This window comes from Skermanella stibiiresistens SB22 (assembly GCF_000576635.1).
Classification (GTDB): domain Bacteria; phylum Pseudomonadota; class Alphaproteobacteria; order Azospirillales; family Azospirillaceae; genus Skermanella; species Skermanella stibiiresistens.
Window position 1 is genome coordinate 36,997 of sequence record NZ_AVFL01000028.1, and the last position, 24,238, is coordinate 61,234.

At 65.2% G+C, this 24,238-nt stretch carries 21 protein-coding genes; 10 read left to right on the forward strand and 11 right to left on the reverse strand.

All coding sequences use genetic code 11. The features are described from left to right. The first annotated feature begins 33 nt into the window (after nt 1–33). Entirely contained in the window at nt 34–480 is a 447-nt protein-coding gene (locus N825_RS37045) for a hypothetical protein (protein ID WP_157619584.1), read from the forward strand. A gap of 186 nt (nt 481–666) precedes the next feature. On the opposite strand, the gene N825_RS37050 is transcribed toward N825_RS37045, so the two are convergent. Genes N825_RS37050 through N825_RS37055 form a run of 4 tightly spaced genes read right to left on the reverse strand, consistent with a single transcriptional unit; the run spans nt 667 to nt 6,191 of the window. Then, the gene (locus tag N825_RS37050; RefSeq protein WP_281174386.1) at nt 667–2,610 is read right to left on the reverse strand and encodes a TniQ family protein; all 1,944 of its coding nucleotides are present in this window, start codon (nt 2,608–2,610) and stop codon (nt 667–669) included. 6 nt (nt 2,611–2,616) lie between these two features. Next, nucleotides 2,617–3,603, reverse strand: a complete 987-nt coding sequence (locus N825_RS27825; RefSeq protein WP_051513327.1) for a TniB family NTP-binding protein — start codon at nt 3,601–3,603, stop codon at nt 2,617–2,619. Then, nucleotides 3,600–5,627: a Mu transposase C-terminal domain-containing protein gene (locus N825_RS27830; RefSeq protein ID WP_037459189.1), complete on the reverse strand. Its 2,028-nt coding sequence runs from the start codon at nt 5,625–5,627 to the stop codon at nt 3,600–3,602. Before N825_RS27830 ends, N825_RS27825 begins: the two co-directional genes overlap by 4 nt. Before the next feature lie 3 nt (nt 5,628–5,630). Next, nucleotides 5,631–6,191 (reverse strand): TnsA endonuclease N-terminal domain-containing protein, encoded by a 561-nt coding sequence (locus N825_RS37055; protein ID WP_051513329.1) that lies wholly within the window; start codon nt 6,189–6,191, stop codon nt 5,631–5,633. Nucleotides 6,192–6,386: 195 nt separating this feature from the next. On the opposite strand from N825_RS37055, the gene N825_RS27840 reads away from it, so the two are divergent. Further along, nucleotides 6,387–7,355 (forward strand): hypothetical protein, encoded by a 969-nt coding sequence (locus N825_RS27840; RefSeq protein ID WP_037459191.1) that lies wholly within the window; start codon nt 6,387–6,389, stop codon nt 7,353–7,355. A 365-nt stretch (nt 7,356–7,720) separates the two neighbouring features. Here the strand turns inward: N825_RS27840 and gyrB are convergent, their stop codons facing one another. The 7 genes from gyrB to mutM form a co-directional block, all read right to left on the reverse strand. After that, nucleotides 7,721–10,207: a DNA topoisomerase (ATP-hydrolyzing) subunit B gene (gene gyrB / locus N825_RS27845; protein ID WP_051513331.1), complete on the reverse strand. Its 2,487-nt coding sequence runs from the start codon at nt 10,205–10,207 to the stop codon at nt 7,721–7,723. A 97-nt stretch (nt 10,208–10,304) separates the two neighbouring features. Then, complete coding sequence (gene recF, locus N825_RS27850; protein WP_084165126.1) at nt 10,305–11,534, reverse strand: DNA replication/repair protein RecF; 1,230 nt, start codon at nt 11,532–11,534, stop codon at nt 10,305–10,307. A gap of 104 nt (nt 11,535–11,638) precedes the next feature. Further along, on the reverse strand, nt 11,639–12,769 hold the full coding sequence (gene dnaN, locus N825_RS27860) for a DNA polymerase III subunit beta (protein ID WP_037459196.1): 1,131 nt from the start codon (nt 12,767–12,769) through the stop codon (nt 11,639–11,641). A gap of 182 nt (nt 12,770–12,951) precedes the next feature. Beyond that, nucleotides 12,952–14,358 carry a chromosomal replication initiator protein DnaA gene (gene dnaA / locus N825_RS27865; protein WP_037459248.1) on the reverse strand — a complete coding sequence of 469 codons (1,407 nt, stop codon included), beginning with the start codon at nt 14,356–14,358 and terminating at the stop codon, nt 12,952–12,954. Between the two features lie 631 nt (nt 14,359–14,989). Then, nucleotides 14,990–15,250, reverse strand: coding sequence for a 30S ribosomal protein S20 (gene rpsT, locus N825_RS27870; protein WP_037459198.1), 261 nt, complete (start codon nt 15,248–15,250; stop codon nt 14,990–14,992). A gap of 177 nt (nt 15,251–15,427) precedes the next feature. Next, nucleotides 15,428–16,204, reverse strand: coding sequence for an enoyl-CoA hydratase (locus N825_RS27875; protein WP_037459199.1), 777 nt, complete (start codon nt 16,202–16,204; stop codon nt 15,428–15,430). A 141-nt stretch (nt 16,205–16,345) separates the two neighbouring features. Then, nucleotides 16,346–17,185, reverse strand: coding sequence for a bifunctional DNA-formamidopyrimidine glycosylase/DNA-(apurinic or apyrimidinic site) lyase (gene mutM / locus N825_RS27880; protein WP_037459251.1), 840 nt, complete (start codon nt 17,183–17,185; stop codon nt 16,346–16,348). 125 nt (nt 17,186–17,310) lie between these two features. Between mutM and ubiE the strand changes: the two genes are divergently transcribed. The 8 genes from ubiE to cysK all read left to right on the forward strand — a co-directional run bounded on the left by ubiE (nt 17,311) and on the right by cysK (nt 24,227). Next, nucleotides 17,311–18,147: a bifunctional demethylmenaquinone methyltransferase/2-methoxy-6-polyprenyl-1,4-benzoquinol methylase UbiE gene (gene ubiE, locus N825_RS27885; RefSeq protein WP_245613254.1), complete on the forward strand. Its 837-nt coding sequence runs from the start codon at nt 17,311–17,313 to the stop codon at nt 18,145–18,147. 52 nt (nt 18,148–18,199) lie between these two features. Continuing rightward, complete coding sequence (gene ubiB, locus N825_RS27890; RefSeq protein ID WP_037459202.1) at nt 18,200–19,786, forward strand: 2-polyprenylphenol 6-hydroxylase; 1,587 nt, start codon at nt 18,200–18,202, stop codon at nt 19,784–19,786. Between the two features lie 109 nt (nt 19,787–19,895). Then, complete coding sequence (locus tag N825_RS27895) at nt 19,896–20,327, forward strand: type II toxin-antitoxin system Phd/YefM family antitoxin (protein WP_157619585.1); 432 nt, start codon at nt 19,896–19,898, stop codon at nt 20,325–20,327. Beyond that, nucleotides 20,297–20,731, forward strand: a complete 435-nt coding sequence (locus N825_RS27900; protein WP_051513333.1) for a type II toxin-antitoxin system VapC family toxin — start codon at nt 20,297–20,299, stop codon at nt 20,729–20,731. The genes N825_RS27895 and N825_RS27900 overlap by 31 nt, the downstream gene beginning before the upstream one ends. A 32-nt stretch (nt 20,732–20,763) precedes the next feature. Then, complete coding sequence (locus tag N825_RS27905; protein WP_037459205.1) at nt 20,764–22,065, forward strand: bifunctional phosphopantothenoylcysteine decarboxylase/phosphopantothenate synthase; 1,302 nt, start codon at nt 20,764–20,766, stop codon at nt 22,063–22,065. A gap of 182 nt (nt 22,066–22,247) precedes the next feature. Then, complete coding sequence (gene dut / locus N825_RS27910) at nt 22,248–22,727, forward strand: dUTP diphosphatase (protein ID WP_037459207.1); 480 nt, start codon at nt 22,248–22,250, stop codon at nt 22,725–22,727. Then, the gene (locus N825_RS27915; RefSeq protein WP_037459254.1) at nt 22,727–23,182 is read left to right on the forward strand and encodes an RrF2 family transcriptional regulator; all 456 of its coding nucleotides are present in this window, start codon (nt 22,727–22,729) and stop codon (nt 23,180–23,182) included. Before dut ends, N825_RS27915 begins: the two co-directional genes overlap by 1 nt. 73 nt (nt 23,183–23,255) lie before the next feature. After that, a complete protein-coding gene (cysK, locus tag N825_RS27920) occupies nt 23,256–24,227 on the forward strand; it encodes a cysteine synthase A (RefSeq protein WP_037459209.1) in 972 nt (323 codons plus the stop codon). The last annotated feature ends 11 nt before the right edge of the window (nt 24,228–24,238 follow it).

Below are 24,238 nucleotides of genomic sequence, written 5' to 3' on the forward strand. Positions count from 1 at the left end.
GCTCGTCCCTAGGAGGTAGCAGTGGCGGGGAGCATGGAGATGTTCGAATCTCGCAGCGAGGCCGATGTGGTGCCGACCTTGGTAGCCAAGCGGGCCGAGCTGGCTAATCTGATCACGGAGACCGAGCGGGTGCTCACCCAGCTCCATGCCGACTTGGTTCATCTGGACGGTGCCATCAAGCTTTTCTACCCAGACGCTGGCGGAACCATACCCTCCCCACCCGCTTCGGTCCGGCAGGCGGTCTTCCAACCAGGTGAATTGCCATACCTCGTGCTGGAGGTCCTGCGAAGGGCAACCCATCCGCTCGATACCGTGGAGATCGCTCGGCGGGTAGTGATCGCGCGAAGCCTCGACGCCGGGGATGCCGGACTGCTCGCAACGACGGCGGTCCGCGTCGGCAAGGTACTGTCTCGGCTCAGATCGCGGAAGAAAGCAGTGGGCACAAGGACCTGCGGGCGATTGCGATGGACAGCCGGTTAGTTTCGCGCCGGCTGAGGTCGATCCGGTAGGCAATCACGATCGCGCAATCTCGGCATCAGGTCGATTCTCGACATTTGGTGCACCTCCGATTTTCGCGACAATCGTGGCAATACGTTGTTACAGCTGAACTTTTCAATGAAGTCGTGACAGATAAACTGCGAACCGCGTCCAGGCTCAGTTCCGGGGTCAAGCCGTATCAATGCGGGAGCGGATCCCCTCCAGGATCTCCGACGCATCCCGCATGGCGAGCCGGGACCGGCTGAAGAAGTACTGCCGGCCAGAATCCACGGTCGGTCCGGTTACTGGGACAATCCCATGCTGCTGGAGGACGGCGGCGAGGTGTCGCGACGATGTGCCGTATCGGACCGCCAACTCAGCCGCCGGGATATAGCTGGTCTCGAACTCCCGGATCGCGTCCAGCGGAACCCGCAAGCTGATCTTTCCGCCCTCGGAAACCGAAACGGAACGGATGAGGTTGCTGCGGACCAGATGATACGTGACTTGGCTCTTGAGCCCCAACTGGGCCGCGGCCTCCTCGACGGAAGCCGTCCAGTTGGCGAAGGGGCGCTCCCCGCTGGCAAAGGCCAGGAACTCGTCCGGATCGAAGTAGCATCGCTCCATACCGACGGCCCGAGGGTCGGCTCCGGCCACCCGAAGGTTCCTGCCGAGGATCGCCTTGACGAAATCGACGATCCCCAGCCCGCGATAGGTGGCGATCCTGACTGCCTTCCGATACTCGATGTGGTCGGGTCCCGGCTTGCTTTCCGGGACACCGGACAGGATCGTATCGAGCAGTTGCTGAAGGTCCGTTTTGCGAAACGTCCAATATGCATACCCGTCGAGAGTCGGTCCCCTTACCGCCTTGGCGATGCCCGCGCGCACAAGATCGAGGAAGGGAGACTTCGACAGGCCGAGGACTCGCCGGGCATCGAAGAGCCCCACCATCTGGTCACGATTGAGGCGGTACGCCTCCAGTTTCTCCCGATCGATCATGATCAGCGTGCGACTGCCCATGCGGAGGATCAATGCCTCGATCAGGCCAGCCCGGATCTCGCGCTCCAGGGCACCGGAATGCATGTCGATCAGGCGAGCAGCCTTGGCCAACGGGACATAACGCTGCCGGTCATGCAGGTCGTCGGCAAGCCGCCGGTTCTTGGCACCAAGGAAGCCGCCCCTCCAGTGGTTGCGCAGATAGGTCTCGAATGCCCCGCGAACCAAGCCCAACTTCCCCGACTCGCGGAATTGCCGGCTGTAAAGGGCCGCATAGAAGGAGCGGAACTCCATCTCCAGCCCGATATGCGTGGCGCCCTCCCCTCCATGCCGGCGGAAATCGTCAAGCAGAGCGAAGAAGGCCTTCGGCCAGTCTGCCAAGATCACCGCGACGCGCTGAAAGACATCGATGCCGGCGTCGCCCATGAGCCGGGACATGGTCTGGCGTCCGGCGCCGCGGCCCCGGCCGGAAACGTACGCACCGATGAACAGCGTGTGATCCACCAGATCTGCGAGTTCGAGCGCGGTGAAGGCCTCCGCCAGGAGCGCCGGATCCGCTACTTCGTGGAGAGGGTTTCCGAGCTTTCCCATGAGCACCCGGGAGAGTGCCATGGATTCCGGCGATGCCGGCTGGCTGGTGCTTTGGCGCAGGTCATGGCCGCAGGGGCACCGGAACAGCTCTTCGCGCCTCCACGATACGGATCGGCCGCACCCGGCGCATCGCTCCAGGAGCTGGACTCCATGCTTCGGGCATGCCGTTACCGGTTTAAGCTGCCAGACCGATTGGAAGAAACCTTCCTCGGCCAGGCATATCGGGCAGTAGCGGCTTCGATCGGCAATGATGGCGCTCCGGTGAACCGTCCCGCTGCCGAATCGCACCTGCCGGGAACCCGGTCCGTCGGAGGCCGGCGCGTGCCGCAGGGCCTCGAGCGATACCTCCTCGAGCGAAAGCGCATCGGCCAAAGGCTTGAGCGTCCCTGAGGTGGCCAGCGCATAGGCCGAGCACCCCAAGGCACGGAGCAGCCAATAGGGATCCGGGCATCCATTGGCTTCGGATACGCGCAACAGATAGCCCATGAAGCCCTCACCCGCTTGCGGCCGGGGCGTTCGAACCAGGGGGCGGGTATCGTCTAAGGGCACGATGGCTCACGCATGCAGGTTGTCGCCCAGCCGCGGCTTCCGGCCAGTCGATTTCCGGATCGATACGGAGGTGTTCGCGGGCTCAGGGTCAGGGGTGGTGATGACGCTGCCGTCCCAGCCATCCAGGAAGGGATTCGGCCGCCTGTCCTCCGGAAACACCCTTTCGTCGAAGGCGCGCGCCAGGTGGCGCAATTCGACCCGGGGCGCGTTCTCCCGGATCGCCCGGTGTGCCGCGGCCCGGATCAGCTTCATGACCGTGGCGATGAGCCCCCGCGACGCGACATGGAAGCGATCGGCGAAATCGGCGAAACCGCTGGGCTGCCGCATCTGCAAGGCGAGGTCGACGGCATTGAGAATGCGGCGAAACTCGTCGCGCGAGGCATCGTCGCCCCACCCGAAGGGCTCAAGGTGGAGCTGCGCGCTGAAGCGGCGCCGGAGCTGCTCATTGGCGACGAGGACGCGCTTGGCGCTGGGCAGTCCGATCAGGACGACCGGCACCGCCGTTTCGGATATCAGGTTCTTCAGCCAGTCCGACACGTCGAGGATGACCCGATCGCTGTCCCGCTCGATGAAGTGCTGGAATTCATCAAGGATGATCAGCTCGACTTGACATTCCTTCAGCAGCCGCCGCAGACGGCGGGTCTTCTGAAGCAGGGTGCCACGATCGGCCAGGGGATCCTCCAGGCGATCGAGCAAGCTCGCGGCCATGTTCTTCATCGTCGCCGGCACCGGTATGGTCGCCGTGAGGACAGGCACCTGCAAGCCCTCGTCAGTCCTTTGCATGGGCGTATTGAGCAGATAGCGACGCATGAGGGTCGACTTGCCCACCCCCGAAGACCCCATCACGAGAAGGCATTCCGGCTCGGCGGCATGGCCGAAGGAGGCGCGGCATTCATCGAACCGTCGGTACGCGGCCCGGAATCGCTTGTGATCGACGAAAATCTCTTCGATACGGGCATGGGCGCCGGACAGGATGTCGTCGCGCGAAGTCATGGTGTGGCTCGCTCCGCCTTTGCCGTACGGGACATGTCGAAGGTGACCGCGACGTCGTCGTCCTCGTCTTCGAACCAGCGGACGGCAGGTTCCGGGAGTGCCGGCGACGATTGCTCGACCGCGCCGCCCACCATCGGCGGATGCTGCCCGATGCCACCGTGATCCTCGGGCGGCCTCCGCTTTCCCCCGGCCTCCAGGAAGCGGCCGGCCTTGGCCAAGCCTTCCCTCCTGCGGGGTTTGGCCATGCTCTCCTCGATCATCTCGTGAAGGCGTTCCTTTTCAAGGGCCAGGGACTTCAGGTCGACGGCTCCCTCGTTCCTCTCCCGCACTTGGCGCACGATGACCTTGTGCTGCCAAAGACCGAGGCCCACGGCATAATCCTTGGCCGTCGTCGCGACCGGGAAGTATCGCCGCGTCTCCGGATCCAGGACATGGATAGTGGAGATATCCTGGGGATCGAACTTGATGCTCACCGAAACGTTCTTCTGGGACCGGCTGCGCAGGTTGACCAAGGCTTCGTTGTTGTACCAGAGGCCGTTGAGCTGAATTCCCAGTTGGCGGAGCTTGTGGTCGCTGCTGCGCGCCAGCAGAATATCGAGGTCGCGGATGTCGGCTGGCAGCCTTGGCGGATAGCTGTCCGCGCTTTCACGCCATCGGCGTGCAGGAATGTCGGAGATGCCGCTGTGGACCTTGGCCCCGTGGACATCGACGAACCATTTGCAGAGCAGACCGTCCAACTGCGAAAGGCGGATCTTGGCATTACCCTGCGGATCGTAATCCCCGCGGGCGGCGACGGAATTGAAGGTCGTGCCTGGGATGCCGCCCAGCAGGGCCCGGTTCACTTCCCCAAAGAAGCGCTCCACGACGCCTTTGGTCCAGGGTGCCTTGACCTTGGTGTGCTGCAGGCTCATTCCCAGCTGGAGGCTGGCTAGTTCCAGGTCCTGCGAGTGAAACTCGGCACCGTTGTCCGTGACCAAGACCTCCGGAATGCCGTAGCAGGGCCAGTCGCCGGTAACATCCGGATGCCGCTGTCGAACCCAGTCCTTCGGCCGGATCGAGTTCCGGAGCGCCAGCAGGACACTGTCCGTGCTGGGCGGGGTGAAGCCCATGTAATACCCGACCGGCATGCGGGTGAAGTGATCGATGCAGACGGTCAGCCACGGGCGGCCGATGGGCACGCCGAAGAGATCGTCGCACACGATGATGTCGAGCTTGGTGTGGTCGATCTCCACCCGCTCGAGGGGCCGGGATGTCGTGACGCCGGGCCCGATCGAGCGACTGTCCATGTCGGCAGCCTTCTTCCCGTATCGGCCCTTGATGAATTGGTACCGATCTATCTGCTTCACTTCGCGCAACAGCGTGCGATAACTGGGCACGGGCAGCTGGCAATCCGCGGAACAGGCGGTGTTCAGCTTTTGGATATCCACTTGAACGGCAGCGATGATGTCGCTGACCCGCGGACGCTCGGTGATCAGGAAGCGCTCCTGTATGACACGCTGGATCACGTCCTGAACTTCCTGGGGGAAGCGGCGCTTCCGGTTGCCCCGCCGCTCCGAGTTCGGGATCAGGGAACGGACATCACCACCGGAGTCCCGGTACTTCTTCAGCCAGCGGTATAAGGTCTGGAAAACCGGAGGGCCCGCATCTCCGATCCTCTCGGCGACTTCGGCGATACAAGCTTGATGGAGAAGGCGTCCAGTCAGCGGGACCGTGGGGCTCTCGACCGCCGCCACATAGGCATGACGCCTTCGAACCTCCTTCTGCAGCGATTGCGGCAATGCGGAAAGGTCGATGTCGGCCGGATTGCCCTTCGCCTGGGCACTCACCTGCGACGAATCGGCATGGACGATACTTGCATTCCCGGCCATGACGGCCGAGGCGATCTCATCACGGGAGACGTTCCGAAGCTCGCCGTCATTCTCCCCTTCCAGCTGGATAATCCCGTTGCCGACCTTTCGTCGGACAGCGAAAACTTGGCCGTCGAGGTTGATGCGTGTATTGAGGCCAAGCCGAATCGCGGGCATGACTCACTCCTGTGCGACCCAGATCGGGCTTTGGAGCCCGAGCGGCGTGTCGAGATCGGTTGCAAGAATGTGCTGGGCCAAGAGGGCATAGATGGTTGCCACTCCGCCTCCACGTTCAGCGATTCGCCGCGCCAGATCAGCCAGCATCATCCTGTCACCAGACAGGCAGCCACGGATCGCCGAGACGGCACCGTCCTGAACAGCTTGCCTTTGGTAGCGCAGCAGCAGCGCGACGTTGTCCAAGCGAGGCTGCCGACGGATGTCGCGTTCCGTCAGCACCTCGTATTTGGCTCCCTCTTTGGCGAAGTGGGCCACCATGCGCTCGAAGAGGTCGCGCCATTCCGGCTCTTCCGCGATCCGCGCCGGTTTCACCTCGATCACGTGGAGGCCATATGCCATCTGCACGAGGAAATCCGGGGTGTAGCGGCAGAGCCGACCGGCGTCCTCGTAGTGCACGGTCACCGGCTGCTCACGGTAGCTGACAACGGCAGGATCGAACTCGAGCAGGTACACGAGATCGCGCTCGAGCTGCGATTCCCAGTGGATGCTCCGTCCGGATTTCATGCTCGGGAAACGTCCCATGATTCGGTGCATGCTGCGCCGTATGACGCGACAAGCTCTCTGTCCACCTATGTCGAGTTGGGTCATGGCACATTCGTGTTGCTACGTGTTGCACAATATGCACGTCGTAATATGTGCACAAGAGAGAAATTTGTGCTAAGACGAGCAGCGTTTAATAGATTTATCGGTAATCCGGATATGGCTGAGACGCTCGACAAGGTTTTCGAAGGCATCCACAAGGCGAAGGAGCGGAGGCTTTCCTGGTACATGGTTGCAGCCGACGCAGCCGAAATTGCTGATCCGAAGGCGTGGCGCTCTCGTTATCCGAGCAAGGAGGTCATGTGGGCCACAATTGAAGAGAGCACGGGTTACGGAAGGAACCTTCTCCAACGTTATGTCACGACGTTCCGGGCGCTTGCGGAGATTGAGCAGAAGCACCGCAGTGAACTGCAGGATGTCCTTGGCTCGAAACCTCGGTCAGCAGGGTGTCTCGCCGCGCGGATCGGCCCCTTCGCACCGGCCGAAGTGGCTACGCGCGCCTACAAGCTCGACGCGGCCGAGGGGCTCGCCCTCATTCGCCGGATGTTGGTAGGCAAGCTGTCGACCAGCAGAGTCCGTGAGGAGTATAAGGATCTCCTGAATCGGCAGCCCGAGGGGAAGGTTGTCAGCTTCAAGTCGGTCGGCGATGCACGGCGTGAGTTGGATCAGAAGGTCGCCGCTCTCGAGGGAAGCGCTGCCGTTCTCTATGGCAACGAGGACGTCCGATTCTACTACAGGCGCTACCGGTTCAGTTTGGTTAACATCGATGTCACTGCCCTGACCTGGCAGGGCCTCGGCCTAAGCTTCGTGGACGGCTTTGTCGTTCTTCACGGAATACCGCCTAAAGCTGAGGATGACTATCAGGAATTGTTGTCCAAGGTTGATTATCGCGCCAGCTTTTTCCGACACCTCTGGCTGTACATCGCCAATCCTGAGAAGTGGTCCCTGGAGCGCATTTCCCAGGATCTGAATCGGTTGGGACTACTGACGGTCGGTATCGCCTCCTATGAAGAAACCGGTGAGGTGAAGGTGCTGAGGCGGCCCCGTGGAGGCGATAAGCCACAGCGATACCAAACGGTCGTTGAGGAAGTTATGAGGCAAGGGATTCCCGACTTCGCGGCGGAATGACGAGTCCCTTGTGCGAACCGTGGATCAGCCTGCCGTTCCACTCATAGTGATATGTTGGGCGACAGCCAAACCTACGGCTTGATGCAGGACGGAGGTGTCCGACCCGTCGATCGTAGGTTTGGCCGTGGCCCAACGCATTGCCCCGCCTGTTCCGGCCGAGTCAAGCTGATCGGACACCGCTCCAATTCAACGATGGGTTTGAGCGGTCGGCGATACGGGCTTGCAATGCGACGGGCACAACCATCCCAACAAGTCCACGTAACTTAGGGTAGTAAAATCGACACATAAAACGCGAACCTTGTTGAATTCGCATCTTATGCGTCACTTTTCGCAGGTTATGCGTCACGCGACATTTTTGTCGCGCCCTAAACGTCCAGGTTCGCCACCTTCAGCGCGTTGTCCTGGATGAACTCGCGCCGTGGCTCGACGATGTCGCCCATCAGGGTGCTGAAGACCTCCTCGGCCTCGTCGGCGTGATTGACCCTGACTTGCAGGAGCGAGCGCTTGGTCGGGTCGAGGGTGGTTTCCCACAGCTGTTCGGGGTTCATCTCGCCCAAGCCCTTGTAGCGCTGGATCGTGACGCCGTGGCGGCCCAGTTCCATGATGGCGTCGAGCAGGGCCAACGGGCCGGTGATCGGGCGGAGTTCCTTGTCCTTGTGGACGAGGCGGCCGATGCCGGCGTAGTTGGTCTTGAGCGAGGCCGCCATGCCGTTGAGCGTGCGGGCCTCGACGCTGCGCAGTAGGTCGCGGTCCATTACGTGGCGGTGGGTGACACCGCGGCGGGTGCGGGAAATCACCAGCGCGTCCTGGGTGGCGCTCCCCTGCCAGCCGCCGCCGGTCATGCCGTCGCTGTCGGACAGGGCGTTGAGGCGGGCCGCGATCTCGGCGACCATGGCCGCCGCGCGCTCGGGCTCGTTGAGGATCGCCAGATCGAAGGCGCCGGCGATGGCGGTCTGCTCGACCACGCGCAGGCTGCCGGCCTTGCGGGTCAGCGTCTCCAGGGAGCTTCGGGCGACGCGGGCCTGCTCGACCAGGGACTTGAGGCGCTCGCCGACGATCATCACGCCGTCCGAGGACGGGCTGAAGATCACGTCGTCGATGCCCTCGTCGGTCAGGTAATCCTCCAGCGCCTTGTCGTCCTTCAGGTACCGCTCGCGCGCGTTGCCGCGCTTGATCCGGTAGAGCGGCGGCTGGGCGATGTACAGGTAGCCCTTCTCGATCACCTGCGGCATCTGGCGGTAGAAGAAGGTCAGCAGCAGCGTGCGGATGTGGGAGCCGTCCACATCGGCGTCGGTCATGATGATGATCTTGTGATAGCGCGTCTTGGCGACGTCGAACTCCTCCCGGCCGATGCCGGTGCCGAGCGCCGCGATCAGCGTGCCGATCTCGGCCGAACCCAGCATCTTGTCGAAGCGCGCCCGCTCGACGTTGAGGATCTTGCCGCGCAGCGGCAGGATCGCCTGATACTGGCGCGAGCGGCCCTGCTTGGCGGAGCCACCGGCCGAGTCACCCTCGACGATGAATAGTTCGGACAGCGCCGGGTCGCGTTCCTGGCAGTCGGCCAGCTTGCCCGGCAGCGACGTGATGTCCAAGGCGCCCTTCCGCCTCGTCAACTCGCGCGCCTTGCGGGCGGCCTCGCGGGCGGCCGCGGCCTCGACCACCTTGGCGGTGATCCGCTTGGCCTCCTGCGGGTGTTCCTCCAACCAGGTGGTCAGCGCCTCGGTGATCGCGGATTCGACGACCGGACGGACCTCCGACGAGACCAGCTTGTCCTTGGTCTGGCTGGAGAACTTCGGGTCGGGCACCTTGACCGACAGCACGCAGGTCAAACCTTCGCGCATGTCGTCGCCGGTCAGGGTCACCTTCTCCTTCTTGGCGATGCCGGAGGCGGTGGCGTAGTTGTTCAGGGTGCGGGTCAGCGCGCCGCGGAAACCGGCCAAATGGGTGCCGCCGTCACGCTGCGGGATGTTGTTGGTGAAGCACAGCATCGTCTCGTGATAGCTGTCGTTCCACTGCAACGCCGCCTCGACCGTGATCTCGCCGCCAAGCTCGCTGGAGCGGACCGCCGTCAGGGCGATCGCCGGCTTGTGCAGGGGAGCCTTGGAGCGGTCGAGATACTGGACGAACGCCTCCAGCCCACCCTCGTAGTGCAGGTCGACCACCTTGGGCTCGACGCCGCGGGCGTCGATCAATTGCAGGTAGACGCCGGAATTGAGGAAGGCCAGTTCGCGCAGCCGGTGCTCCAGCGTGCCGAAATCGAAATCGACCTTGGTGAAGGTCGACTTGGCTGGCAGGAAGGTGACCTCGGTGCCGGTCAGCGGCTTGCCATCGACCAGCGGCGCCTCGCCCACCTCCTTCAGCGGCTCGACCCGATCGCCGTGGCGGAAATCCATCTCCCAGATCCGGCCGCCGCGCCAGATGCGCAGGCTGAGCAGTTCCGACAGGGCGTTGACGACCGAGACGCCGACGCCGTGCAACCCGCCCGAGACCTTGTAGGAGTTCTGGTCGAACTTACCGCCGGCGTGGAGCTGGGTCATGATGACCTCGGCGGCCGAGACCCCCTCCTCCTCGTGCATGTCGACCGGGATGCCGCGCCCATTGTCGCGGACCGTGACCGATCCGTCGGCGTTGAGCAGCACCTCGACCTTGTCGCAATAGCCCGCCAGCGACTCGTCGATCGCGTTGTCGACGACCTCATAGACCATGTGGTGCAGGCCCGAGCCGTCATCGGTGTCGCCGATATACATGCCAGGGCGCTTGCGCACCGCGTCCAGCCCCTTCAACACCTTGATGGAGTGGGCGCCGTATTCCTGCGGTGCGGAGTCGGGGGTCTTGAAAGCTTCCTGTGCCATCGGTCGATACTATCAGAGTTTCGGGTTACATGCCGGTGGATTAATCCCCACGGCGCTGATCGGAAGGTGATTTGGACGGGTCTCGATACGGGGAGGTCTAAGCCGGTAGAACATGCGCGTCCTCCACCCGGAAGAAGTTGGCGGCGTCGCCCAACCCGGCGAACATCCCGACATCGGTGCCAGTCAGCCACGCCTGGGCGCCGATCGCGAGGATCTCGCCGAACAGGGCCGCGCGCCGCTCGGCGTCCAGGTGGGCCGCGACCTCGTCCAGCAGCAGCAGGGGAGGTTGGCCGCGCTCGGCCGCCATCAGCCGGGCGTTGGCCAGGACGATGGCGATCAGCAGGGCCTTCTGCTCACCGGTCGAACAGACCTCCGCCGGCATGTCCTTGCCGCGGTGGCGGACCTCCAGGTCGCTGCGATGCGGCCCGATGGTGCCGCCGCCACCCTCGCCAGCGGAGCCCGATCCCCCGTCGAACCGGCGCCCGTCGGCCAGTCGGCGGCGGAGCGCGTCCTCGGCGGCGAGCGCCGGCTGATCGGCCAGCCAGTCCTCAACCGTTCCGGAGACGGCGAGGTCGGCGCGCGGGAACGGTCCCGTCGCCTGCTCGCACGCCTGCTGGAGCCGGGACACCATGTCGCGCCGCGCGGCGGCGACAGCGACGCCCGATGTCGCCATCTCGTCCTCCAGCGCCGACAGCCAGGCGTCGTCGCCGCGCCCGTCGCGCAGCAGGCGGCTCCGTTCGCGCAGCGCGTGCTCGTAGCGGCTGAGCCGACCGGCGTGGGCCGGGTCGAAGCCGAACACCAACCGGTCGAGGAAGCGGCGCCGTCCGCTGGTCCCTTCCACGAACAGGCGGTCCATCTGCGGCGTCAGCCACGTCAGCGCCACATGCTCGGCCAGCGCCACCTGCCCCCGGACGGGATGGCCGTCGATCCGGACGAGACGGCGCTCAGACGTCCCGTCGGTGGTCATGTCGCGGCCGGTGCCGATGTCGACCGGACCGAGCGGCGTCTCGACCCTAGCCGCGACCGCCCAGCCGGCACCAGCCGGCGAGCCGATCCGTTCGACCTCCGCCAGACGCGCGCGGCGCAGGCCGCGGCCGGGCGAGAGGAAGCTGACCGCCTCCAGCAGGTTGGTCTTGCCGGCGCCGTTCGGACCCGTCAGCACGACGGGGCGCGCGTCGGTGTTGAGCCGCGCGCCGTCATAGCAGCGGAACTGGGTCAGGGTCAGGCGGGTGACCGCGAGCTTGGGAGCCGCGACCTTGACCGGCGAGTTTTCCACGACCGGTGGGTTTTCCAGCGGGGGCGTTTGGATTGGTGTCGGAAGCGGCATCGATACTCCAGCCCCTCCCGCGGCGTGGCCCAGACCCGGCCATGCCACGGGGGCCGCGGCTCGCGCGCGGCGACGCGTTCCACGCGCCTGTGCGAGAGGCCGCGTCAAACGCGCATCGGCATCAAAACATACAAGGCCGAACTGTCGGCCACGTCCCGGACGATCGTGGGGGACGCCGCGTCGGCCATGATGAACCGCGCGCCGTCACCCTCGATCTGCTGGGTGATGTCCAATAGATAGCGAGAGTTGAAGCCGATTTCGAGGGGTGAGCTGTCATAACTCACCTCCAGTTCCTCGGTGGCGCTGCCGGCCTCGGGGCTGGTCGCCGACAGCGTCAGGTTGCCGCGGTCGATGCTCAGCTTGACCGCCCTGCTCTTCTCGGTCGAGATCGTGGCGACCCGGTCCACGGCGCTGGCGAAGACGCGGCTGTCGACCTCCAGCACCTTGTCGTTGCCGGTCGGAATCACCCGCTCGTAATCGGGGAAGGTGCCGTCGATCAGCTTGGAGGTCACCGTCACCGTATCGAAGCCGAAGCGGATCTTGGTCTCGGATAGGCTGACCTCGATCCGGTCGGCCGCCTCGTCGATCAGCTTGCGGATCTCCAGCACGGTCTTGCGCGGCACGATCACGCCGGGGATGCCGGAGGCGCCGTAGGGCAGCGGGATCTCGACCCGCGCCAGCCGGTGGCCGTCGGTCGCGACCGCGCGCAGCACCGGCATCTCGGCCTCGCCGGCGCGTGACTTGGTGGCGTGCAGATAGATGCCGTTGAGGTAATACCGCGTCTCCTCGGTCGAGATCGCGAAGCGCGTGCGGTCCACCAGATTGCGGAGGTCGGAGGCGGCCAGCGTGAAGCGGTGCGCCATGTCGCCGCCGGACATCTGGGGAAAGTCCTCGACCGGCAGGCAGCCCAGCTTGAAGTTGGACCGGCCGGACCGCAGCGTCAGCAACCCATTGTCGCCAGAGCTGTCCAACTCGACCTGGCTGCCGTCGGGCAGCTTGCGGACGATGTCGTAGAGGGTGTGGGCCGGAGCGGTGGTCGATCCCCCCTGGGCGATCTCGGCGGGCACGGACTCGACGATCTCCAGGTCCATGTCGGTCGCGGTCAGCGCCAGTTCGCCGTTCTCGGCCTTCAGCATGACGTTGGACAGGATCGGGATCGTGTTCCGGCGTTCCACCACGCTTTGAACATGCCCGAGCGAGCGGAGGAGGGCGGCGCGTTCGATCGTGATTTTCATGCTGATCCGCTGCTGATCTCGAGGGTCTTCAGGCCGGGCCCGACAGGTGTGCCCCGCCGCGCGGACACCCCTCGGGATGCCGCGAAACGGGCGGCGACTATAGCACACGCGCGCGAAATGCTAACCGATTCCGAACGGAATTTCCGTATGATACCGGGTTGTCCAGAGCGTTCCGGCGGCTCTCAGCCCTCCAGCATGCGGCGCAGCAGCTCGACGTCCTCGGCGAAGCTCTGGTCGCTGGTCTTCAACTCCTCGACCTTGCGGACGGCGTGCATCACCGTGGTGTGGTCGCGGCCGCCGAACTTGCGGCCGATCTCCGGAAGGGAGCGAGCGGTGAGCTGCTTGGCGAGGTACATGGCGACCTGCCGCGGCCGGGCGACGGCGCGGGCGCGCCGGGCGGAATGCATGTCGGCCAGCCGGATGTTGTAGTGCTCCGCGACCTTCTTCTGGATCTCGTCGATCGTCACGCGCCGGTCATTGGCCCTGAGCAGGTCGTGCAGGACCTCCTGGGTCGATTCCAGCGTGATGGCGCGTCCGACCAGTTCGGCGTGGGCGACGATGCGGTTCAGCGCGCCTTCCAGCTCGCGGACGTTGGAGGTGATCTTGTGGGCCAGGAACTCCAGGACCTTGGAATTGATCTGGACGTTCATCGACTCGGCCTTGGCCTGGAGGATGCCCAGCCGCAGCTCGTAGGTGGTCGGATGGATGTCGGCGACCAAACCCCAGCCCAGCCGCGAGCGCAGCCGCTCCTCCATGCCCTCCAGGTCGGACGGCGACTTGTCGGCGGAGATCACGACCTGCCGGTTCTGGTCCACTAGGGCGTTGAAGGTGTGGAAGAACTCCTCCTGGGTGCTGTCCTTGCCGCTGATGAACTGCACGTCGTCGATCATCAGGACGTCGACCGAACGGAACTGCTCCTTGAAAGCCATGGTGTCCTTGAACCGGAGCGCCCGGATGAACTGGTACATGAACTTCTCGGCCGACAGGTACAGCACCCGGCGGTTGGGGTCCTTCTTGCGGATCTGCCAGGCGATGGCGTGCATCAGGTGGGTCTTGCCGAGACCGACCCCGCCATAGAGGAACAGCGGGTTGAAAGTGACGGTCGCGGCGTCGGTCACCCGGCGGGCGGCGGCGTGCGCCAGCTCGTTCGGCTTGCCGACGACGAAGTTCTCGAAGGTGAAGCGCGGGTCCAGATGGGCGAAGTGCTCGTCGCGGCCGTCGATGCCGAGCTGGGCGCCGGAGGTGGGGCGCTCCTCCTCGATCTCGTCGGAGGGCATCGGCGACTCGACGATGTCGGCATCGTCGTTGGCGGAGGCGCCGACATCGAGCCGGGCCTGGGCCACCACGATGTCGACCGACTGCACGCGGGGGTTCTCGCCCGACCAGATCGCCCTGATCCTGTCGGCGTAGTGGGTCTGCACCCAGTCGCGCATGAACCGGGTCGGCACGGTGATGCGCACCTCGCCGCCCTTCAACTCGCCGATCGTCAGCGGTTTAAGCCAGCTCCTATACGCGGTTTCGCCAACCTCTTCCTTGAGCCGACCGCTCACGCGCACCCATTGCTGATCCAACGAACCGCCCACCGACATGCCCATCAGCTCCTGACACCAAATTCCATCGGTCCCGCACGGCGGTGACCGGCCCCATTCCAAACACCGTATGACAACACCCCATCCGCCAAATCGGCTGCGGGGTCACAGGGACGCGGGAAATATGGCGCGCGGCACCTCCGCTCCCTGGGAACGCGTCCGGTCGCGGACAAGGTTCCTGGAGACGGAAAGCTCCGGGTCGACACCATGAAAATGGGCAATACCGCTCCCTGCCGGCAAAGGTTGAACCCCTTCGCCGCTATTCGATTTCATGTTTTAGTGTAACCGGATGCCGGGAAAGATACTTCTGAAAGTTCTTCCGCCACCCATCCAATTTCCATTTCTGGTATGCGCCCCACCATACAACCCCAGGCTTTTACTTGGCCCGGCGCGTCACTGGTCAGCGCATCCACAAATGTTAATGGTCTGCCGTCTTGCTGACAACAGGATCGAAAAGGGAACGGCCGAAAAAGCAAATTTCGGTCTCGAAGTAATTATTCCCGCACCCATGCGACGTATGCATGTTTATGGGCTCGACGGGATTAACGTCGAGCGGCAGGAATAATAGGAGACCCAGGAACAAAAAAGCCGCGCCGGATAGCGGCGCGGCTTGATCTCGCCGCAAGGAGGCTTAGAGAGCCTTGATGCGGGAAGACAGCCGCGACAGCTTGCGCGAAACGGTGTTGCGATGCAGCACACCCTTCGACACACCACGCATCATCTCGGGCTGCGCTTCCTTGAAGGCCTCGGCGGCGGCGGACTTGTCGCCGGTCGCGATGGCGGTCTCGACCTTCTTGACGAAGGTGCGGATGCGGCTGACCCGGGCGCGGTTGACGGCGGTGCGCCGCTCGGTCTGACGGATTCTTTTTTCTGCGGACGTATGATTGGCCATAACTAAACCTTCTGCGGACACACCTGTGCCGAATGCGAGCGCGCTTTATAGGGGGCGCGCCAATTGAGAGTCAAGTCCGAGAGTGGCGGCGGGAGGAATGCGTTTTCTCCCGCCGCCGTGATGGGCCCAACCCGAGGGGACCGAAGAATCGGACAAGAAGCGCGACTCGGGACAGCTTCAGCGATTCTTGAAGTTGGCTTCGCGCTTCTCGGCGAAGGCGGCCATGCCTTCCTTCTGGTCCTCGGTGGCGAAGGTGGAATGGAACAACCGGCGCTCGACCCGGATGCCCTCGTCCAGGGTGGTCTCGTAGGCTCGGTTGACCGACTCCTTCGCCATCATGACGATCGGACGCGACAGCGACGCGATCCGGGCGGCGACCTTCAGCGCCTCGTCCACCAGGTCGGCCGCCGGCACGATCCTGCTGACCAGACCGCTGCGCTCGGCCTCGGCGGCGTCGATGGTGCGGCCGGTCAGGACCATCTCCATCGCCTTCGACTTGCCGACGAACCGGGTCAGGCGCTGGGTTCCGCCAGCGCCGGGGATGGTGCCGATGGTGATCTCGGGCTGGCCGAACTTGGCGGTGTCGGCCGCCAGGATGAAATCGCACATCATGGCCAGTTCGCAGCCGCCGCCCAGCGCGTAGCCGGCGACCGCCGCGATGATCGGCTTCCGCGCGGTGGCGGCCCTGCCCCACTTCTTGGTGATGAAGTCCGACAGGAAGACGTCCATGTAGCTCTTGGACGCCATCTCCTTGATATCCGCGCCGGCGGCGAACGCCCGCTCGCTGCCGGTCAGGACCATGCAGCCGATCTCGTCATCCGCCTCGAAGGCGTCGATCGCGGCGGCCAGCTCGGTCACCAGCGCGTCGGACAGGGCGTTGAGCGCCTTCGGCCGGTTCAGCGTGATGAGCCCGACGTGCCCGCGGGTTTCGACCAGGATGTTCTCGTAAGGCATGACTATCGCTCCCCAAGATTTCGGCCTCCAGGGTTTCGTCCCGGTAATTGGCCTTCGGAAGGTTATCGCGGATTTGGCGTGACCCGGACCATCACGGTGCCGCCAGCGCCGGTGCGCGCCACAGGGTCGAAAGCTGATACATCAGCGCTGCCGCCGCGGACAATGGAAAGTCGAGCGGTTCGCCTGGACGATCCGCTCGATCCCGCCGGTGGTGGTTATGTCGCAGGTGCAGCCGGGACAGGCCTCGCCCTCGCGGTCGTAGACCGCGAACTGGTGCTGGAAATACCCCAGCTCGCCGGATGCCTGGACATAGTCGCGGAGCGTCGAGCCGCCGGCCTCGATCGCCCGGCCCAGGATCTCCCGGATCGCGGGCACCAGCCGCTCGGCCCGGCGCCCGGCCACCGTCGCGGCGATCCGCTTCGGGCTGATGCCGGCCTGGAACAGCGCCTCGCACACATAGATGTTGCCGAGCCCCGCCACCACGGTCTGGTCGAGCAGGGCCGACTTGATCGGCGTGATCTTGGACTTGATCGCCCGCGACAGGGTCTCGGCGTCGAATTGGTTGCCCAGCGGTTCCGGTCCCAGCGAGGCCAGCAGGGGATGGCGCTCCAGCTCCTCCGCCGTGGTCAGCGCCATCAGGCCGAATCGGCGGGCGTCGTTGAATCGGATGTCGGACCCGTCGTCGGTCGTCAGCAGGACATGGTCATGCGCCGTCGGCGGCCCCAGGTCGCGGCCGATGGTCATCCTGCCGGACATGCCGAGATGGACGATCAGCACCTGGCCATCGTCCAGGTGGATCAGGATGTATTTGGCGCGGCGCCGGATGGTGAGCACCCGGCGGCCGGTCAACCGCTCGACCATCCGGTTCGGGAACGGGATGCGGAGGTTGGGGCGGCGTTGCTCGACCTTTGCGAGCACTCGGCCCTCCATCTTGAGCGCGAGGCCGCGGCAGACCGTTTCGACTTCGGGAAGTTCGGGCATGGCCGGACCATAACCGGTTCGAGGCGCGACAAAAAGCGCCGCGATGGCTTCCACCGGGGGAAACCGCTCGGAAAACGGATCGTCGCAACTGGCAAGGGCACGGTCGAGCCGCTATGTTGCGGACCATGGCCGATGATCCGATTCCCAGCGCGGCGACGCGCCCCCCGTCCTCCCCCGCCCCGACTCCCGGGGCCTCCTCGCCCGCCGATCGCGTCGAGGGGCCGGAATCGCGTTGGTTCGGCTTCCGCGAGGTCGATCCCGGCACCAAGGCGCCGATGGTGCGCCAGGTGTTCGACAGCGTCGCCGGCAACTACGACCTGATGAACGACCTGATGTCGGGCGGAATCCACCGGCTGTGGAAGACGACCCTGATCGATCTCATCCAGCCCAAGCCGGGCATGACCCTGCTGGACGTGGCCGGCGGCACCGGCGACATCTCGTTCCGCTTCCTGGAGGCGGCGGGTGGCCCCGCCCAGGCCTTCGTCTGCGACATCAACGAGAAGATGATCCTGGTCGGCCGCGACCGGGCGATCGACCGGGGCGTGGTCGAGGGCGTCGACTGGATCGTCGGCGACGCCGAGAAGGTGCCGTTGAAAAGCCGGTCGGTCGACGTCTACACCATCGCCTTCGGCCTTCGGAACGTGACGCGGATCGACGCCGCGCTGGCGGAGGCCCGCCGCGTGCTGAAGCCGGGCGGCCGGTTCTTCTGCCTGGAGTTCAGCCGGGTCGTGCTGCCGGTGCTGCGCGACATCTACGACCGCTATTCCTTCACCGTGCTGCCCCGTCTGGGCCAGATGGTCGCGGGGGATCGCGAGGCCTATCAGTACTTGGTGGAGAGCATCCGCCAGTTTCCCGACCAGCAAAGCCTGGTGGGCAGGATCGAGGCGGCCGGCTTCGGCCAGGTCCGGTACCGCAACCTGACTGGCGGCGTCGCCGCGATCCATTCTGGCTGGCGGCTCTGACCTTATCCCCAGTTCGCCCCCGAGTCGGTTCTCCGCAAGTTAGAAATTCGCCATGATCCGCACGATCCGCAATCTCGCCCGCCTCGTCGTGATCATGCGGACGCTGGGCCGCCACGACGCGCTGTTTCCCAACGAGGTGCGCGACGTGGCGCCGGGTCTGGCGGGCTTCGCGCGCCTGCTCTCCGCCAAGGGGGTGCCGGGACGGCCGGGGCAACGTCTCGCGGCGGCGCTGCGCGATCTCGGCCCCAGCTTCATCAAGCTCGGGCAGATATTGTCGACCCGCTCCGATCTGGTCGGCGAGGCGATCGCCGCCGACTTGGCCGAGTTGCAGGACAAGCTGCCCCCGTTCCCGACCTCCGAGGCCCGCCGGATCATCGAGGCGGAGTTGGGCCGTCCGATCGAGGTCCTGTACGAGAGCTTCGACGCGCAGCCGGTGGCCGCCGCCTCGATCGCCCAGGTCCATTTCGCCGTGGTGGCGCGGCCCTTGGACCAACAGGGACCCGAGAGCCCGGAGGACCGCCGCGCCCGCGAGGTCGCGGTCAAGGTGCTGCGGCCGGGGATAGAACAGGCGTTCCGCCGCGACCTGGACCTGTTCCGCTGGCTGTCCGAACTGGCGCTGACGATCCAGCCTCGGCTGAAACGCCTGCGGCCGGGCGAGGTGGTGCAGATCTTCGCCGACACGGTCAAGATGGAGATGGACCTGCGGATGGAGGCGTCGGCCGCGTCCGAGCTGGCCGACAACTTCAAGGGCGACAGCGCCTTCAACGTGCCGAAAGTCAATTGGGACCGCACCAGCCAGCGGGTGCTGACGCTGGAGCGGATCCGCGGCATCAAGGTGGACGAGGTCGACCGCATCCGCGCCGCCGGGTTCGATCCCGACGACGTGCTGGCGCAGGCGTCGTCGTCGTTCTTCAACCAGGTGTTCCGCGACGGCTTCTTCCACGCCGACCTGCACCCCGGCAACCTGTTCGTCAACGAGGACGGCAACATAGCGCCGGTCGATTTCGGCATCATGGGCCGGCTGGACCGCGCCACCCGGTATTATCTGGCCGACATGCTGCTGGGCTTCCTCAACGGCGACTATCGCCGGGTGGCGGAAGTCCATTTCCAGGCCGGCTATGTCCCGGCGCACCAGAACATCGAGAACTTCACCCAGGCCTGCCGGGCGATCGGCGAGCCGCTGCTGAACAAGCCGCTGCACGAGATCTCGATCGGCCGCCTGCTGGCCCAGTTGCTCTCGGTGACCGAGCAGTTCGAGATGGAGACACAGCCGCAGCTGCTGCTGCTTCAGAAGAGCATGCTGACGGCGGAGGGCGTCGGCCGCGCCTTGAATCCCGACATCAACATGTGGGAGCTGGCCCGTCCGCTGATCGAGGACTGGATGCGCGAGCACCGGGGACCCGAAGCGCGCGTGGTGGACGAGCTGGAAGCCATCATGAACGCGTTCCGCACCCTGCCCCGCGTGCTGCGCGAGACCGAGCGGATGGCGACCATGCTGACCGAGAATGGCCTGAAGCTGCACCCGGCGACCATCGAAACCCTGCTGGAGGGTTCCGTGCGTCGGCGCAGGCGCCTGATGTGGTCGATGTGGCTGGCGACGGCCGTGGTGGTGACCGCGCTGGCGCTGGTGGTGGGGTGAGCGCTTGGTGACGGCTGGCGTCGGCGTGTTGGCGCCGAGCCCGGATTGATGGCATGATCGCCAGCCGGCGATACCAGCCGACGGCATTGGCGTGGGCGGGAGCGATATGATGAAGACGATCAGCGCATCGGACCTCAAGGACGCCGTGCTCGATTTCGTGCGGGAGATCGCCCGCACGGGCGAGCCCGTCGTGCTCACCACTGGCGGACAACCCTTCCTGGAACTCGTGCCGATCGACCACGAGGGATCCAGCGCCGGTACCGACGCGCTGGACATGATCGAGATCCGGGGAAATCCCGGCGACACCCTCGGCGCCATGATGCTGCTCGCGGAGACCACGGCACGGGAGGCGGGAGCCAGTGTCAGGCTGGTCGATCATGATGGCGTCTTGGCCGAATTCACCCCACCCGACTTCAAACCGTCCCACGTGCCGCCGGAACGGCTGTTCGGCATCTTGAAAGGCCGGATGCCGCTTGGGGATGAGGATTTGGAAGCGCCGGTGGATGTTGAATGGAACGCCGCCAAAGGCATTCTCCTTTGACCTCGTTGTTGCTCGACACCCACGTCCTCGTATGGTTGTTCGAAGGCTTGTCGAGACTGGGCGACCAGGCCCGCCAAATGACGGCGAACCACTTCTCGGCGAATCGCGTGATGGTATCCGCCATCTCGTTTTGGGAAATCGCCATGCTGGCGCAGCGTGGTAAGATACTGGACAGGGTCGACACCGCGGCATGGCGGGAGACGGTTCTCTCCATCGGTTTGGTGGAAATCCCCATGACAGGCAGGATTGGGGTGGCCGCGGCTCATCTTTTCGACTTCCATCCTGATCCCGCCGATCGGATCATCGTGGCGACCGCCTTGAGTGAAAACGCCCCTCTGTTGACGGCGGACCGGAAGATTCTCGCTTGGTCCGGCCATCTCGCCACGTTCGACGCCACGACCTGACCGCGTGCGGACAGACTTCCAGGACATCCCCCATGGCCAACGCTCCCTTTCCCGAACATCGCGTCCTCGACGGCAAGCGCATCCTGCTGATCATCAGCGGCGGTATCGCGGCCTACAAGTGTCTGGACCTGATCCGGCGGCTCAAGGAGCGGGGTGCCCGGGTGCGCTGCGTGCTGACGGAGGGCGGGTCGAAGTTCGTGACGCCGCTGTCCGTCGCGGCGCTGTCGGAGGAGAAGGTCTACACCGAGCTGTGGTCGCTGACCGACGAGGCGGAGATGGGGCATATCCGCCTGTCGCGCGAGGCGGACCTGATCGTGGTGGCTCCCGCCAGCGCCAATATCCTGGCGAAGATGGCGGCGGGGATGGCGGACGATCTGGCGACCACCGCGCTGCTGGCGACCGACAAGCCGGTCATGGTCGCCCCGGCGATGAACCTGATGATGTGGTCGCACCCGGCGACCCAGGCCAATATGGCGACGCTGGAGCGGCGCGGCGTCACGCGGATCGGCCCCGGCGTCGGCGACATGGCCTGCGGCGAAACCGGCAGCGGCCGGATGAGCGAACCGATGGAGATCCTGTCGGCCATCGCGACCTTCCTCGAAGGCTCGCCGCTGCCGGCGCTGGCCGCCCCTGGAAGACTCGCCACCGTCCAGATGAGTGGCCAGATGGACGGCCCGCTCAGCGGCTGGCGGACGCTGGTCACGAGCGGGCCGACCCATGAGCCGATCGATCCCGTCCGCTACATCGCCAACCGCTCATCCGGCAAGCAGGGGCATGCCATCGCGGCGGCGCTGGCGCGTCTGGGCGCCATGGTCACCCTGGTCAGCGGGCCGACGGCGCAACCCGACCCCGCTGGCGTCACCATGGTCCATGTCGAGACCGCGCGCGACATGCTGGCGGCCTGCCAGGAAGCGCTGCCGGTCGATGTCGCGGTCTGCGCCGCAGCCGTGGCCGACTGGCGGGTCAAGGCGATGGCGGGCCAGAAGCTGAAAAAGGATGGCGGCCACCTGCCCACTCTCGAATTGGCCGAGAATCCCGACATCCTCGCGACACTGTCGCGACCGGGTCGGATGCGGCCGGCGCTGGTGGTCGGGTTCGCCGCCGAGACCGAGAAGGTCGTCGGACACGCCCGCGCGAAGCTGGCGCGCAAGGGCTGCGACTGGATCGTCGCCAACGACGTCTCCCCCTCCAGCGGGACCTTTGGGGGGGCCAGCAACACGGTCCACCTGCTGCGCGGCGACACGCTGGAGGACTGGCCACCGCTGTCGAAGGAGGCGGTGGCCGAGCGGCTGGCGATGGCGATCGCCGATCACCTGGTCAGCCCCGCCGACTGATATTCCAAATCCGCGACGTATTTTTTCACGACCGGGGCTCATTCTCCCATTACATTGTGTGATATATGCGCTATCTACAGCGCATAACCCTTACCTGTGGCGATCTTTCCACCGTGCCTAGCATACCCGAATATCCAAACGCGCCGGACACGCCGAGGGACCCCCAGGGGGCGGTCCCCGGAGTGGCCTCGGTGACGGTGGCCATCACGCGCCTTCCCAGCGGAGCCGATCTCGACCCACCAGCCTATGCGACGGAGCATTCAGCCGGCATGGATCTGGCGGCGGCGATAGACCGGCCGGTTGTGCTGGAGCCGGGAGCGCGGGCCTTGATCCCGACCGGCTTCGCGTTCGCCTTACCCGCCGGCTACGAGGCGCAGGTCCGGCCGCGGTCGGGCTTGGCGCTGCGCCACGGCATCGGCGTGCTGAACAGCCCTGGCACGATCGACGCGGATTATCGCGGCGAGGTCGGGGTCATCCTGATCAATCATGGCGACCAGCCCTTCACCGTCGAACGCGGCATGCGCGTGGCGCAACTGGTGGTCGCCTCCTATACCCGCGTTTCCTGGAACGTGACCGAACTCCTGGACGGCAGCGCCCGCGGCGGCGGTGGTTTCGGCTCCACCGGGATCGAGAGCGCCGGGAAAGAGAAAGGACGGAAATGATGCTGCGCATCTCCAAGAAACTGATGTTCGCGATCGAGGCGGTGCTCGACATCGCCTACAACGCCGGCAGCGAGCCGGTCCAAAGCGGCGAGATCACGCGCCGGCAAGGTATTCCCAAGCGCTACCTGGAACAGGTGCTCCAGCAACTGGTCCGCGCTGGCGTGCTGGCGGGGGTGCGCGGCCCACGCGGCGGCTACCGATTGGCGCGCGAGCGGCGGCGGATCAACATCGGCGAGATCGTCCGGGTCGTCCGCGCCATGGAGACGGCCACCGATCCGGTCGAGGAGCCGACCGGGTCGATCCTGGGCCTGAAGGTCGTGCGTCCGATCTGGCTCCAGCTTCAGGACGATTGCATGACCCAGTTGGACGACATCACGATCGAGGATCTGTGCCTGCGCGCCAACCAAGCCGGCATCGAGAGCGAAACCCACGCCAAAATCGATTTCAGCATTTAAATTGCCTTCGCGAGTGATTACATTGCATTATCTGTGATTTCCAAGATTTAACGTTTTCGAAGGGTGGAATACCATGGCGGCTTCACAGCATGGGCCTGAGTTCCGGGGCAAGATCTACGACAGCATCCTGGATACGATCGGCGCCACACCGCTGGTCCGCGTCCGGCGGCTCGCGGCGGAGTACGGCGTCAAGGCCGACATCGTCGGCAAGCTCGAGTTCTTCAACCCGCTGTCCAGCGTCAAGGACCGCATCGGCCTCGCGATGATCGAGGCGGCCGAGCTGGATGGCAAGATCGAGCCGGGCAAGACCACGCTGGTCGAGCCGACCTCCGGAAACACCGGCATCGCGCTGGCCTTCGTCGCCGCCGCCAAGGGCTATCGGCTGATCCTGACCATGCCCGAGAGCATGTCGGTCGAGCGCCGCAAGATGCTGAAGCTGCTGGGCGCCGAGCTTGAGCTGACGCCCGCGTCGGAAGGCATGAAGGGTGCCATCCGAAAGGCGGAGGAATTGGCGTCCACGCTGCCCGACGCCTTCATCACGCAGCAGTTCAAGAACTCGGCCAACCCGGCGATCCACCGCGCCACCACGGCCGAGGAGATCTGGCGCGACAGCGACGGCAAGGCCGATATCCTGATCAGCGGCGTCGGCACCGGCGGCACGCTGACCGGCGTCGGCGAGGTCCTGAAGGAGCGGAAGCCCGGCTTCAAGGTCATCGCGGTCGAGCCCGAGGATAGCCCAGTCCTGTCCGGCGGCCTGCCCGGCCCACACAAGATCCAGGGCATCGGCGCCGGTTTCGTGCCGGACATCCTGAAGGCCGACCTGATCGACGAGGTGCTGCGCATCTCCAACCAGCGCGCCTTTGAGACCGCCCGCAAGGCGGCCCGGGTCGAGGGCCTGGCTGTCGGCATCTCGTCGGGTGCGGCACTCGCCGCCGCGATCGAGGTCGGCCAGCGGCCGGAGAACGAGGGCAAGCTGATCGTCGTGATCATCCCGTCCTTCGCCGAACGCTATCTGTCGACCGCCCTGTTCGAAGGGCTGGAGTAAGCCAAGAGCGC

Coding starts and splice junctions, on each gene's coding strand:
- N825_RS37045 (WP_157619584.1), top strand. CDS start 34: ATGGAGATGTTCGAATCTCGCAGCGAGGCCGATGTGGTGCCGACCTTG.
- N825_RS27825 (WP_051513327.1), bottom strand. CDS start 3,603: ATGACTTCGCGCGACGACATCCTGTCCGGCGCCCATGCCCGTATCGAA.
- N825_RS27830 (WP_037459189.1), bottom strand. CDS start 5,627: ATGCCCGCGATTCGGCTTGGCCTCAATACACGCATCAACCTCGACGGC.
- N825_RS37055 (WP_051513329.1), bottom strand. CDS start 6,191: ATGAAATCCGGACGGAGCATCCACTGGGAATCGCAGCTCGAGCGCGAT.
- N825_RS27840 (WP_037459191.1), top strand. CDS start 6,387: ATGGCTGAGACGCTCGACAAGGTTTTCGAAGGCATCCACAAGGCGAAG.
- gyrB (WP_051513331.1), bottom strand. CDS start 10,207: ATGGCACAGGAAGCTTTCAAGACCCCCGACTCCGCACCGCAGGAATAC.
- recF (WP_084165126.1), bottom strand. CDS start 11,534: ATGCCGCTTCCGACACCAATCCAAACGCCCCCGCTGGAAAACCCACCG.
- dnaN (WP_037459196.1), bottom strand. CDS start 12,769: ATGAAAATCACGATCGAACGCGCCGCCCTCCTCCGCTCGCTCGGGCAT.
- dnaA (WP_037459248.1), bottom strand. CDS start 14,358: ATGTCGGTGGGCGGTTCGTTGGATCAGCAATGGGTGCGCGTGAGCGGT.
- rpsT (WP_037459198.1), bottom strand. CDS start 15,250: ATGGCCAATCATACGTCCGCAGAAAAAAGAATCCGTCAGACCGAGCGG.
- N825_RS27875 (WP_037459199.1), bottom strand. CDS start 16,204: ATGCCTTACGAGAACATCCTGGTCGAAACCCGCGGGCACGTCGGGCTC.
- mutM (WP_037459251.1), bottom strand. CDS start 17,185: ATGCCCGAACTTCCCGAAGTCGAAACGGTCTGCCGCGGCCTCGCGCTC.
- ubiE (WP_245613254.1), top strand. CDS start 17,311: ATGGCCGATGATCCGATTCCCAGCGCGGCGACGCGCCCCCCGTCCTCC.
- ubiB (WP_037459202.1), top strand. CDS start 18,200: ATGATCCGCACGATCCGCAATCTCGCCCGCCTCGTCGTGATCATGCGG.
- N825_RS27895 (WP_157619585.1), top strand. CDS start 19,896: ATGAAGACGATCAGCGCATCGGACCTCAAGGACGCCGTGCTCGATTTC.
- N825_RS27900 (WP_051513333.1), top strand. CDS start 20,297: ATGGAACGCCGCCAAAGGCATTCTCCTTTGACCTCGTTGTTGCTCGAC.
- N825_RS27905 (WP_037459205.1), top strand. CDS start 20,764: ATGGCCAACGCTCCCTTTCCCGAACATCGCGTCCTCGACGGCAAGCGC.
- N825_RS27915 (WP_037459254.1), top strand. CDS start 22,727: ATGCTGCGCATCTCCAAGAAACTGATGTTCGCGATCGAGGCGGTGCTC.
- cysK (WP_037459209.1), top strand. CDS start 23,256: ATGGCGGCTTCACAGCATGGGCCTGAGTTCCGGGGCAAGATCTACGAC.